Raw genomic sequence first — 12,264 nt, forward strand, 5'->3', positions numbered from 1 at the left:
GCACGGCTACTGCGCCGAATTCAGGTCGCCGAGCCCGTGGATCGCGTCGGCCAACTCCACGTCACTGTCGTGATATGTCTTGGCGGCGTTGAACAACAGGGTGGCCATCGCGTCGTAGCGAAGGTGCACGGCCTGCTTGGCCTGTGTACTGGCGGCGTCCGCCGAGCCGAGCGCCGCGGCGATCGCGGAGCCCGCGCTGCCGGCCACACCTCGGGCAGCTCCGAGGTGGGGCACTCGCTCGGTGTCGTCGATGTCTTCACCCGCCCGGCCCAGTTGCGCTGCCGCGTCGATCAGAGATTGCGGTGTCACCTTCACCGTTCACGATCCCTTCCTGGCCGAATTCCCGCTCCCAGCTCCCCGCCGGGCCACTGTATCGGCTGTTCGGACGGGTTTGGCGTAGGCGACGATTCAACCCCGACGATCGGCACTGTGACGGAACCCTCAGGGTTTACCCGGAGGTGTCGAGAGCTGTTGTCGACCATAGTTACTCGTGTCTTATGTTCACGCCGCAGACAGGGGGGCGCGTGTCCGCGCCGACTGATCCAGATATGACCGACCTGCTCGGTCGATTGTCCAGAATTCCGAGTGGCAGACGCAGCAAGTGGGTTGTGGTGGGGGTGTGGCTCATCGCGTTCATCGCGTTGGCCGCCTTCGCCCAGCAGCTCACCGGTGCCCAGAAGAACGACAACGTGGCATGGCTGCCCGGCGGCGCCGAGTCCACCCAGGCATACCATCTCGCGGAACCGTTCGGCAGCGCCGACGAGGCCCCCGTGGTGATCGTCTACGAACGGCCCGCGGGCATCACCGAGGCGGACCAGAACGTCGCCCGCACCGATGCCGAGAAGTTCAGGAAAGTCGACCATGTCGTCGGCGCGAAAGTGATCGGGCCGATCGTCGCCAAGGACGGCCAGGCCCTCGAAACGGTGGTGCCGATTCGCATGGGCACCGGCGGCTGGAATCAGCTGGCAGACACGGTGAAAGCGCTCCGGAACGCCGCCGGGGAGCGGCCGGACGGGTTGTCCTTCCTGCCGACCGGACCGGCGGGTTATGCCGCCGAGTTCGGGTCCGCGTTCAAGGGAATCGACGGGATGCTGCTGTATTCCGCCGCGGCGGTCGTGATCGTCGTGCTGCTGGTGACCTACGGGCCGATGCTGTGGCTGTTGCCGATCATCGCGGCGGCCGTCGCCTTGACCATCGCCCAGAGCGCCGTATTCGGGGCGACCAAGCTGGGATTGACGGTGAACGCGCAGAGCGCGGCGATCCTGATGATCCTCGTGTTCGGCGCGGGCACGGACTACGCGCTGCTGCTCATCGCACGCTACCGCGAGGAGTTGCGCCGGCACGAGGACAAGCACGAGGCGATGGCCGTCGCCCTGCATCGCGCCGGGCCGGCGGTGCTGGCCAGTGGGGCCACCGTGATCATCGCCATGCTGACATTGCTTGTCGCGGAACTGAATTCCACCGCGGGCATCGGGCCGGTCGCCGCGATCGGCATCACCGTGGGTCTGCTCGCGATGCTGACCTTGCTGCCCGCCATGCTGGTCATCGCGGGCCGATGGATCTTCTGGCCACGGCACCCCAACTTCGGCACCGAGGATCAGACGGCGACCGGAATATGGTCCCGCGTAGGCGGTTTCGTCGCGACCCGGCCGCGAGCCGTGTGGGCGGTCACCGGATTGGCGTTGGTGGCACTGGCATTCGGTATGACCGGATTCGACGCCAACGGGGTCGCCAGCCAGGACTCGTTCACCACCAAGGTGGACGCGGTGCGCGGAACCGAGGTGATGGCGAAGCACTTCGACATGGGCACCGGTAGCCCGGTCGTGGTGGTGGCCAAGCAATCCGGGGCCGACACCGTGCATGACGTGCTGGCCGCGACGCCGGGCATCGTGTCCGCGACACCTCCGGTGAGCAAGGACGGCTACGCGTACATGGAGGGCACGCTGGCGGACGCGCCGGACAGTCGAGCCGCCGACGCGACCATCGACCGGGTCCGCGAACGCGTGCACGCCGTCGAAGGCGCCGACGCCAAGGTCGGTGGCGGCACCGCGATCCAGCTGGACATCAAACGCGCTGCGGCACATGACAACAAGGTCATCGTGCCCTTGGTGCTGGTGGTCGTGGCGGCGATCCTGATGCTGCTGCTGCGCTCCCTGCTCGCGCCGATCCTGCTCACGCTGACCGTGGTGCTGTCGTTCTTCGCTGCGCTCGGAACAAGCTCGATGCTGTTCCACGCGCTCGGCTTCCACGGAGCTGACCCGGGGCTGCCACTGATCACCTTCGTGTTCCTCGTCGCCCTGGGCATCGACTACAACATCTTCCTGATGTCTCGAGTACACGAGGAAACCAAACAGCACGGCACCCGCCGCGCGTCCCTCATCGGTCTGTCCGCGACCGGCGGTGTAATCACCTCCGCCGGCCTGGTCCTGGCAGGCACCTTCGCCGTCTTCACGACCATGCCCATCGTCACCTTCGCCCAGATGGGCATCGTCATCGCCATCGGTGTCCTCCTCGACACCCTGATAGTCCGCTCCATCCTGGTCACCGCCCTCAACCTCGACCTGGGCGACCGAATCTGGTGGCCCGGCAAACTCTCCCGGCCCAACCAAGCTCCACAGCACGAGCCGGAACTGGTCGAACTGAATACCTGACCGAGACCCGGCCTCACCCGGCAGAGACCCGAACAACGAAGACCCCGTCCGGATCGTTGATCCGGACGGGGTCGTGTCCCCCGGGCGAACTCGCCGGGCCTCGAACCAATCCTTGCAGAAGGCATCATTGCGACCTGGGGAAGTGCCGACGGTGGCGCATTCTGATCCACCAACCATCCGTTGGGCGGTCGGAGTCATGGCCCGGAGATCAAACTCGTCCCGCGCAATAGGCTTCAGCGAACGAAGGCGCGACGCGAGCGCGGGAGGCAGCGTTGCCACGATCAGTTGGCGGCGATGACCTCGTAGTAGGTGAAGCTGTGGCCCTTGGCTGAACAGGTGAAACTACCGTGGAAACCGCTGGCGCAGGAGGCGCCCCCGTAGGTGATCCGCGGTCCCCAGGTGTCCTGACTTGTTGCGACCGAGTCGAGGATCGGGTTGCCCCCGGGCAGGGTGTGCGGGGTGCCGGCGTCGAAGCCGGGATGCGCGGGCAGCCAGGGCACGTCGATCACCACTTCGCGGGTGGGGATCAGCAACGGCAGGGTCGCCCCGGCTATGGTCAGCTGCAGCGGGACCGTACCGGACAGATCACAGCCGGTCGTGCCGTCCGCGGCGATGGAACAGTTCCAGCTGCCACTGCTGAAATAGACGGTGCCCGGTGTGTCCGCGGTCGCAGTCGCCGACAGCACGACCGGTGCGGCCGCGGCCACCGTCAGCACGATCGCTGCCTTCTTCATGATTCGATTCATCAGTCTCCTCAGGGGCTTTCGGGGAACCTCGGTGGACCAGTGTCGGGAGCAATACCTTCATTACCTGATTCATGACCTAGATGTGCGTCCCGGGTACCAGGGTAGGTCCGGATCCGGGCCTGGCAGGAAGAAGCACTCGCCCGTATGGACAAGCTCGGCAGGACACGTCCGCCGATCTCGACCCATCCGCCAGGGAGCGGGCATGTGGCGATCTGTGAGCCGCGCCCTTGTCGGATGGAGAGGGGGCGGTTCAGTGTGGCGGTCAACAGGATTGCCGCGGCGCCAGTGGCTTCGTCCTCGTCGATGCCGTCGCCGCGGCCGGGAAAGGCACGGGCACGGACCTGGCCGACGGACTCGTTGTGCCTCACTGTCATGCCGCATTCCGCGCTGTCGGGAGCGGTCAGTGTGGCATGTCGGAAGATCAACTGGCAGTGTGGGTCTGAGCCCTGTGGTCGTCCGCGCGTTCCCTTTTACAGGTGTCGAGGTATGCGGCGGACAGGTAGTGCGTGCTTTGGAGGTTGGCGTCCGCGGGTAGTAGGAGATTGCGGTCCGGCGGGCTGAGGGCCTCGGCCAGTTCGTGGATCGGGTAGCCGAAGAGGTCGTAGTCGCCGAAGGCGACCGGAATGTCGGCGGCTCGGTCCAGGCCGTACTCCCGCTCGATGATCAAGTGTCCCAAGGTCTGCTCGGCGCACGCGGTGCAAGAGTAGGCCGTGACCTGAATGCCGTGGTGGATGAAGAAGAAGGTCCAGTGCGTTCCGCACATCCACCCGCCGACACGGATGTCCGCCAGAGTTGACGCCGTCCACTGCGCCGAATGCTCGGTCATGCCGAATCGCAGGACGCCTGCGTTCGCCGGAAGGACAAGCCCGGTGCTGGGCAGCAATCGAAAGGTCAACGGAATGCCGGGTGGGGTGGGTTTCCGGCGCGACACCGGCAGCCCGGTGCGATGATTACCGGGATATGTTGCGCGGCTCGACCACAACCGCGAGCCAGGGTGGGGGAAGGTTGCGATGGAGGGGACTCGGTTTGGGCGGTACCAGCTCGAAAAGCAGCTCGGGGCGGGCGGTATGGGGCAGGTCTACCGCGCCTACGACACCGGTACCGAACGAACGGTCGCGGTGAAGGTGCTGCATGCCCAGTTCGCCGCCGACCCGATCTATCGCGAGCGGTTCCGCCGCGAAGCCAAATCCGCCGCCGGACTGGGCAATCCGCATGTCGTGCCGATCTACGACTACGGTGCGATCGACGGCCACCTGTTCATCTGCATGCAGTTGCTCGACGGCGAAGGAGTCGACACGCTGCTGGCCCGGACCGGTGCGATGCCGCCGGAACAGGCGGTATCGGTCGTGGCACAGGCCGCCGAAGCGCTGGACACCGCTCACGCCGCCGGCCTGGTACATCGTGATGTGAAGCCCTCCAACCTGTTCATCACTCCCCGCGGCTTCGTATATCTGATCGATTTCGGCATCGCACACGCTGCCGGCGAAACGAAATTGACCAGCGTCGGCGCCACGATCGGCACCTTCGCCTACATGGCACCGGAGCGGTTCGCCACCGGCATCGTCGATGCCGGCGCCGACGAATACGCGCTGGCCTGTGTGCTGTTCGAGCTCCTGACCGGTGATTCACCGTACCCAGCCGCGAGTCTGGAACAGCAGCTCGCCGCGCACATGATGATGCCGCCACCACAACCGAGTCTCGTCCGCCCGGAACTCGGCACCGATATCGATGTGGTCGTCGCCCGCGGCATGGCCAAGAATCCCGCCGAGCGCTACGGTTCCTGCGACCACCTGGCAGCCGCCGCTCGGCAAGCATTGGCCGGAACTCATCCCGCTGCAACGGTGTTCGCCACTCGGACCGACGAGGAGCAATACCGCAAGGCCGCAGCAGCCGGCAACGCGAATGCGATGGGCAATCTCGGCTACCTGCTGGAGCAGCGCGGCGACCTCAGCGGAGCCGAGGACTGGTATCGCAGAGGCGCGGCCGCCGGTGACGAATACGCGATGGGCAATCTCGGCTACTTGCTCGAGCAGCATGGGGACCTGAGCGCGGCAGAAGACTGGTACCGCCGAGCTGCCGCGGTCGGCAATTCCGATGCGATGACCAATCTCGGATATCTGCTCGAGCAGCGCGGTGACTCAACCGAGGCCGAGAGTTGGTACCGCAAGGCCGCGGCCGAAGGCGATGGGTCAGCGATGGGCAATCTCGGGTTTCTGCTCGAGCAACGCGGCGACACGCGTGCGGCCGAGAGCTGGTACCGCGAGTCGGCAGCCGCCGGCAATTCGGACGCGATGAACAACCTGGGGGTTCTGCTCGAACAGCGCAGCGATCTTCGCGGGTCGGAGGAGTGGTACCGCAAAGCGATCGGCGCCGGTAGCGAGGACGCGATGCACAACCTTCAAGCCCTGCTCGAACATCGGGGTGGTCTGCGCGGGTGAACGCATAGTCGTAGTTCGTTGCGCAACTGGAACTTTCGACATAGAGTCGGCAGCATTACTACGCTACGTAGTAGGCGGGGTCGTTGCCTCGCGAAGTTCGACGGGGAGGAGTCGGCGGTGATCGCAACGGTCCATTTTGCGGACATTGGCAGGCGTAAGACGTTGTCTGCATTGCGAATTCGTCCGGAAGGCACGGTGGCAGGTCTGCGTTTCGGCGCTACGGCCTTCGCGGCCGATATCGGCGGAACGTTCATGCCGAAACTCACGCTGGGCCGGTTGGCGTTCGTCGGCTTCTGGGACGACGATTCGGCCCTCGAGACCTTCAAAAATAGCCATCCGCTCGCCGAGATACTGGCCGACGGCTGGCAAATTCGACTCGAGCCGATTCGGGCCACCGGCACTTGGCCAGGACTGCCCGACATTGTCGCGGGCGAAGGCCCTGACACACAGTCGCCCGCGGCTGTTCTGACCCTCGGCCGGTTACGCAGCAGCCAAGCCCTTCGCTTTCGGCGCTTCAGCATGATCGCCGAACGGCACGCGAAATCGGCCGCCGGCCTGATCTGGGCTACCGCCATCGCCCGTCCGCCGCTGGTGGCAACCTTCTCACTGTGGGAATCGGCCGCCGATTTGCGTGAATACGCCTACGCCGCGGGCGGCCACACACAGGTTCTCGAGGCCGACCGGGCACAGCCATTCCATCATCGCTCGGCGTTCGTCCGATTCCAGCCGACCAAGTCGACCGGCCGCTTGACCGGCCCCAATCCGCTGGCAGAGAACTGGGCCGACGGCTCACCGTAGATATCAATACGATGCCCGGACGCTGGGGGTCGAGGCGTGCTAGCGGGCGGCTTCCAGGAGCAGTTCGCCGAGTTCGACAGGCATGGTGATCATGCAGTCGTGCCCGGTCGGCAACTCCCGGACCCGTGCGGGAGAACCGTTGGGCTGGATCGCCGCGACCGGCCGACAAGCGATGCCCTGTGGTTTCGCGCCGACGCAGTGGATGTGCGTGCGCGCCACGGCATCTGCGGCCGGGTTGTCGAGGTGGACCGGTTGCTGCAGGCAGCGCACCGGATGATCCGACAGCATCGTGCGCAGCCACGCGGTATCGGCCGGGTCGGTGACTCCGAACAGGCCCAACGGCGCCGAGAGTTCGGGCAGCGGCGGGATGCGCCAGTCGATGCCGGTGTCGGCGGCGGCGTCGATCAACTGCTGAGTGAAGGGTTGGATATCGATGGCGGTCTCGCCGTCGCGCGGGACCATCGCGTCGAGATAGACCAGGTGCGCGATCCGTTGCGGAATCGCGTTGGCCACCGAGGAGATGACCAGGCCCGCATAGCTGTGTCCCACCAGCACGACGTCGGTGAGGTCCTCGTCCTTGATCAGCTCGACGATGTCGGCGACGTGGGTGTCCAGGCCCACGTCGGGTCCGAGCAGATGCGCCTTGTCGCCGTAGCCGCTCAGCGAGGGCGCGTACACCCGATGCCCGGCCGCCTCCAACAGCGGGACCACTCGATCCCAGCATCGGCCACTGTGCCAAGCGCCGTGGACCAGCAGAAATACAGACATGTTCACCCCTTGTCGATCTGCGCCGAGGTACCCCAGCCGAGCTGGTTACTTTTGATGCCTCGGTACACTTCAGGAACCACAGCCAGTGTGGTGCGCTCGATCCGAATCGGGCAATACGGCACATTCGTGTGCCTCGGTTCCCCGGAGGTAACCATGAACGTCGAGCCCGGCGACTTGCCGCCCAGCGCCGCCGACGCGTGCCGGACCCGGGAGGTCCTCGACATCGTGGGCGACAAATGGTCACTGTTGGTCGTACGCCACCTCAGCCAGGGATCTCGTCGCTTCACCGAACTCAAACGCGATATCGACGGCATCAGTCAACGCATGCTCACCGTCACCCTGCGCACCCTCGAACGCGACGGCATCCTGACCCGCACCGTGCGCAGCGTCATGCCGCCCCACGTCAGCTACGCACTCACCCCGATGGGCACGAGCCTGCGCACCGCGACATTGCCGCTGCTGGAGTGGAGCATCGCGCACGTGCCCGACATCGACGCCGCCCGTGCACAATTCGACACCCGCACCGAACCCGGCACCTAGCCTCACGGCGGACGCCCTGATTAAGAACACGTCGTCGCGACCTGTCGATGCGGCCGGTTGCTCGGGATCACCGGCTCGTTCCTGGACCTGGCGGAATTCCAGTCCGCGGGTGATCGAAGCCACAGTCTGCATCCTTTCCGAAGTGTGTGGGGCGCTTGGCATTCCGGCAATGCCAGGCGACCCGCCGGATGGCGCGTGCGGCCGAAGTGGCCTGCGCGGCAATGGCGTTCGGTGCCGCGGCGACGATCACCGGTGTTCCGGCTCGGCGGCAATGACCACACGCACCGATCGATGTCAGCCGGGGCCGGGCGCTGTGTCCGCGGGGCGTCGCCGCTGATGATGCGGTGGGTCGCCAGGGTGAGCATGTCGATCCGCTGGGAGATGTCCTCGGCCGGCGCGAGCGATCAGGCCTGTCGCGCGGCAGTGACCAGCGCACTCAGCAGTCCCAGGTGGTCGGCATCGGCTTGACGGGGGAGCAGGAAGCGGCGGCGGAGGAAGGCGTAGGACAGCTCGTAGCGTGGGTCGACCAACGCCTGTTGTCCGCCTGCTCCGCTGTGGCCGAACGCGCCGGCACCGAGGACCGGGTAGGTCTCCGACGACGCGTGGAATCCGACTGCCCATGCCTTGGGCTGTTGCAGGACCAAGTCGAAGCCGTTGGACTGGATCTGGCCGAACGACGACGCGGTGGCCGGTTCGAGCAGTGGGTCGACGCCGTCGACCGGTGACACGAGCGCCGAGTACAGCTTGGCGAGGCTGCGGGCGGTGCCGATGCCCCCGAACGACGCTGGTCCGCGGGAGCGGACGACCGCAATGTTGGGCAGTTCCCACACCTCCCGGTTGCGCGGATGGTGGTGGTTGAAGGCGATGCCGCTGAGACTGTCCGGGGAGGCCGCGGTCGCGGCGAGTTCGCGCAGCCGTTCCGGGGTCGCGGTCATCGGTTGCGCGCTGAGGAACCGGTCGTCCTGGCTCGCGGGCAGGCCCAGGTGCAGGTCGAGCTTCAGCGGAGCCTGGAGTCGTGTGGCGAAGTGTTCCTGGACGGTGCGGCCGGTGGCGCGGCGCACGAGTTCTGCGCTCAGCGCGGCCATCACCAACGCGTGGTATCCAGTGGCCCTGCCTGGTCGCCAGAACGGGCGCTGCGCGCCTAGCCGCTCGGCCACGAGTTGGTCGTCGGCAAGTTCCTCCATCGCGAACCCGTGCGTGGCACCGACCAGACCGGCCTGGTGGGCGAGCAATTCGCGCACCAGGAGGTCCTGTTTGCCCTCGACCGCGAATCGAGGCCAGTAGTGGCTTACCTTCTGGTCCAGGTCCATCACGCCGTCCTGGACCAGCAGCGCCACCACCAGGTGGGCGACTCCCTTGCTCGCCGAATAGATCCCCATGATCGAGTCGGCGCTCGTATCCGGCCCGGCCCACAGGTCGACCACCTTTTCCCCGCGGTGATAGGCCGCCACTTGGACGTCGAATTCGCTGCCCTCCGCGGCCAGCAGCGCGGCGAACTGCTCGCGCACAGCCTCGAATCCCGGCGCGACCGCGCCTTGGATGCCGACCGTGTCCTCGGTTGGTTCTCTCATGGTGCCTCCTGCTGTCTCGGTGACGGCCGATCTGTCGAGCACGACCAAGCCTAACCGATTAGTGACCATTGGTCACTAATAGTGGCGAGGCTGCTGTTGCCGACGTTTGTCACACAAGGCGGCCCACGACGGTGCCGCGTCCTGGCTATCGTCTGATTCATGACCGACGAAGTGGCCGAGCGGCGACGTCCGGGCCGTCCCGCCCAAATCAGCCGGGACAAGATCGTCGAAGCGGTGTCGCTGGCCGACAACATCGACACGCTGACCATGCGCGAGCTCGCGGCTCGCCTCGGCGTCGGCCACAGCGCGCTCTACCGGTGGGTCAAGAACCGCGACGAGCTCTTCGATCTCCTCAGCGAGGTCGTCGTCGAGCGAATCCTGCTGCGGGCCGATGCCGGGGACCTGGAATGGCGAGCCTGGCTTGCCCGGCTCGCGTGGGCGATGCACGACGAATTCCTTGCCCTGCCCGGCTATGCCACGCGCCTGTCCCGGCCACACGAGCACAACGCGCACGCCCTCGACCGGCTCAAAGGTGGGGTCGGCGCCGTTCTCCGCCGGTCCGGCGTCACCGACGAGATGGCCGAGCACAGCTGGCAGATCTTCATGACCTGTCTCGTCGGGTGGCTGGCGGCAACCGAGAATCCCCTTCACCTCGGCGCCGCTGTACCGAGATTCGACCTGTTCCTCGACACGCTGTTGCGTGGCCTGCCCGCCCGTGAGCCCGGCACTGTACGACCGTGAACCGTGTTCGCGTGACAGTTGACCGGGTTGTCAGGTTTCGAAGTCGTCTTCAGTGATTTTCGAAGTCGTGCTCGGTGGACTGTGGCGACCGCGTAGCTCGTCGCCGAGCCGACAGCCCTGAACGTTGAGCAGACACGCCCTAGATCGTCGGGTCACCGCCCGGACGGCTCCGGTGGGTGGTCGCCGAGGAAGGCGTGCAGTGTGTCGAGTAGTTCGGTGACGCGTTGCGGCCCAATGGAATCGAGACGCCGACGCAGCTCCGGTCGAATACGCCCTGCGATCAACTCGGCGATCCTCCGTCCTTCATCGGTCGGGGTCACCGTCAAACGCCGCGCATCGGCCGCGGCGCTGGAGCGCTGCAGCAGGTCGGCGCGCACGAGGCGGGTGATCATTTGCGGCGCAAGCTTCGCCAAATGGACGCGATCACGGGGACCGTCGTGGTCGGGTTCGGGGTGAAGCTGGCCATCAGCAACGAGTAGTTCCGCGCGCTGATCCCGAGCGGCCGACATCCGCTATACCGCCGACCGCACTGACCGAGCCAGCCATCGCGGGTGGGCCGAAGATCAACCGGCTGAGCCGATCTGAGGCCAGCGAAACATCCTACCCGGGATCCGATCCTGCCACCGGGTTTTCGGTGGTTCGCGCGGACGTGGTGAGGGGTGTACTCCTTACTTCGTTGCGAGATCTGGAGTGGTGCAGGCGTTTGCGCCGTTGAGTAGGCCGGTGCGGAAGGCCTCGACTCGCTGGTAGCCCGTGCCCTGGCGGTCGGCATCGCCGTCGCCGTGGAATACCAGGAGCGCGGTCAGGGCCTTGTCCAGGTCGCCGGGAGACATTCGGATTGTGCTGGTCGGGCGGTTTTCCAGGAGGACACTGGCGCTCCAGCCGCCGGCGAAACAGTCCGCGCGCAGTGACGCGGTCTTGTTGTCGGTGTTGTCCCCCGCTCGGCTTTCGGCGGCGAAACCGTATTGAGTGGCCAGCAGGGTCGCGACCGCGAAGTCTCCGCCGTCGGTGTAGAACTGCGGCATGGCATCGACGCCGTCGTAGCCGATGTAATCGTCAGGGACGCAATAGAACAGGCTGTATCCCTTGGTCGGCGAGCCGCCGCACGCCGGTGGATTGCGTGGATCGAAGCCCTGGACCTGGCGGAGCGAGTGCCAGGGCTTACCGGTCAATTCGGGATACAGCGCGTGCCAGTAGTCCTCGAGATCGACGGGGGCCAGCGACAGCACCTGCTCGTATGGCGCGTTGCCTCCGTCGGCCGCGTCCTGGGCCGACCGGAACGGCAGCTCGATCACCGCCGGGTCGCCGTCCTTGTAGGCCTTGCAGGCGGTGGGCCCGCCGTCGAACCCGGTTTGGAACGAGTTGACCCGGTCGAACCCGCTGCCGTGCGCGGAGGCATCGGTCTTGTCGGTGCCGGGTTCGTCACGCAGGGAAAGGAATCCGGCGAGTGCCTGGTCGATGTCCCCGGCGCTCACCGTGAACGAGCTGTGGCCCGCGGCGACGTCGGCGACCCAGGCACCGGCGAAGCAGTCGGCCTGGATCTCCTTGGTCACGGTGATACCGGAGAACTGTGCCCGCGCCTGGATCGCATGCCCCCATTCGTGGGCCAGTACGACCGGAATCACGAAGTCGCCGTATTTCTTTCGCAGATTCGGCAGCAGTCCCTCGGCGTCCCACGCCACCACGTCCGCCGTCGGGCAGTAGAAGGCGTTTCCGGCGATGTCGGCCGCTGCGGCGGCACACGGTGGCAGCGGCCCGGTCGATGGCCGTACGGCATAGAATCCGCCGGTTACCGGCTTGTAGTCGCCGCCGTATACCTTCGGGAACTGGTCGGCCCAGTATCGCTGCAGATCCGCAACCGCCTGTGCGGCAATCTTGTTCACCGGGTCCGCGGCGTCGCCATGGATCGTGGCGGTCGGCGCTGCCGGCGTCGTTGTGGTGGTGGACTGCGAACCGGCGCCGCAGGCCGTGGCCGCCAGTGCGAGTGTAGCGGCCACGCACATGGCCAAGC

12 protein-coding genes are annotated in these 12,264 nt (G+C 66.3%); 5 read left to right on the forward strand and 7 right to left on the reverse strand.

Annotation, left to right across the window (positions count from 1 at the left end; genetic code table 11):
* Positions 1 to 6 precede the first annotated feature (6 nt).
* Entirely contained in the window at positions 7 to 315 is a 309-nt protein-coding gene (locus ACFXHA_RS05095; RefSeq protein ID WP_379353061.1) for a type VII secretion target, read from the reverse strand.
* Between the two features lie 233 nt (positions 316 to 548).
* Here ACFXHA_RS05095 and ACFXHA_RS05100 point away from each other — a divergent pair, with 233 nt between their 5' ends.
* Positions 549 to 2,651 (forward strand): MMPL family transporter, encoded by a 2,103-nt coding sequence (locus ACFXHA_RS05100; RefSeq protein WP_379353063.1) that lies wholly within the window; start codon positions 549 to 551, stop codon positions 2,649 to 2,651.
* A 281-nt stretch (positions 2,652 to 2,932) separates the two neighbouring features.
* Here ACFXHA_RS05100 and ACFXHA_RS05105 read toward each other — a convergent pair whose 3' ends face one another.
* Together ACFXHA_RS05105 and ACFXHA_RS05110 are read right to left on the reverse strand one after the other, a co-directional pair.
* Positions 2,933 to 3,397 (reverse strand): hypothetical protein, encoded by a 465-nt coding sequence (locus tag ACFXHA_RS05105; RefSeq protein WP_379353065.1) that lies wholly within the window; start codon positions 3,395 to 3,397, stop codon positions 2,933 to 2,935.
* A 421-nt stretch (positions 3,398 to 3,818) separates the two neighbouring features.
* Positions 3,819 to 4,223, reverse strand: coding sequence for a hypothetical protein (locus ACFXHA_RS05110; RefSeq protein WP_379353067.1), 405 nt, complete (start codon positions 4,221 to 4,223; stop codon positions 3,819 to 3,821).
* A gap of 184 nt (positions 4,224 to 4,407) precedes the next feature.
* Here ACFXHA_RS05110 and ACFXHA_RS05115 point away from each other — a divergent pair, with 184 nt between their 5' ends.
* Together ACFXHA_RS05115 and ACFXHA_RS05120 are read left to right on the forward strand one after the other, a co-directional pair.
* On the forward strand, positions 4,408 to 5,835 hold the full coding sequence (locus ACFXHA_RS05115) for a serine/threonine-protein kinase (protein ID WP_379353069.1): 1,428 nt from the start codon (positions 4,408 to 4,410) through the stop codon (positions 5,833 to 5,835).
* Between the two features lie 117 nt (positions 5,836 to 5,952).
* Positions 5,953 to 6,633, forward strand: a complete 681-nt coding sequence (locus ACFXHA_RS05120) for a hypothetical protein (protein WP_379353071.1) — start codon at positions 5,953 to 5,955, stop codon at positions 6,631 to 6,633.
* Between the two features lie 39 nt (positions 6,634 to 6,672).
* Here ACFXHA_RS05120 and ACFXHA_RS05125 read toward each other — a convergent pair whose 3' ends face one another.
* On the reverse strand, positions 6,673 to 7,401 hold the full coding sequence (locus tag ACFXHA_RS05125; RefSeq protein WP_379353073.1) for an alpha/beta fold hydrolase: 729 nt from the start codon (positions 7,399 to 7,401) through the stop codon (positions 6,673 to 6,675).
* A 153-nt stretch (positions 7,402 to 7,554) separates the two neighbouring features.
* Between ACFXHA_RS05125 and ACFXHA_RS05130 the strand changes: the two genes are divergently transcribed.
* Positions 7,555 to 7,941: a winged helix-turn-helix transcriptional regulator gene (locus ACFXHA_RS05130; RefSeq protein ID WP_379353075.1), complete on the forward strand. Its 387-nt coding sequence runs from the start codon at positions 7,555 to 7,557 to the stop codon at positions 7,939 to 7,941.
* 404 nt (positions 7,942 to 8,345) lie between these two features.
* Here the strand turns inward: ACFXHA_RS05130 and ACFXHA_RS05135 are convergent, their stop codons facing one another.
* Positions 8,346 to 9,512, reverse strand: a complete 1,167-nt coding sequence (locus tag ACFXHA_RS05135) for a serine hydrolase domain-containing protein (RefSeq protein ID WP_379353077.1) — start codon at positions 9,510 to 9,512, stop codon at positions 8,346 to 8,348.
* 159 nt (positions 9,513 to 9,671) lie between these two features.
* On the opposite strand from ACFXHA_RS05135, the gene ACFXHA_RS05140 reads away from it, so the two are divergent.
* Positions 9,672 to 10,253 carry a TetR/AcrR family transcriptional regulator gene (locus tag ACFXHA_RS05140; protein WP_379353079.1) on the forward strand — a complete coding sequence of 194 codons (582 nt, stop codon included), beginning with the start codon at positions 9,672 to 9,674 and terminating at the stop codon, positions 10,251 to 10,253.
* Between the two features lie 152 nt (positions 10,254 to 10,405).
* Here the strand turns inward: ACFXHA_RS05140 and ACFXHA_RS05145 are convergent, their stop codons facing one another.
* Positions 10,406 to 10,645: a hypothetical protein gene (locus tag ACFXHA_RS05145; RefSeq protein ID WP_379353081.1), complete on the reverse strand. Its 240-nt coding sequence runs from the start codon at positions 10,643 to 10,645 to the stop codon at positions 10,406 to 10,408.
* Positions 10,646 to 10,921: 276 nt separating this feature from the next.
* Complete coding sequence (locus tag ACFXHA_RS05150; protein ID WP_379353082.1) at positions 10,922 to 12,256, reverse strand: neutral zinc metallopeptidase; 1,335 nt, start codon at positions 12,254 to 12,256, stop codon at positions 10,922 to 10,924.
* Between the last annotated feature and the right edge of the window lie 8 nt (positions 12,257 to 12,264).

The organism is Nocardia sp. NPDC059240 (genome assembly GCF_042753865.1).
Taxonomy (GTDB): domain Bacteria; phylum Actinomycetota; class Actinomycetes; order Mycobacteriales; family Mycobacteriaceae; genus Nocardia.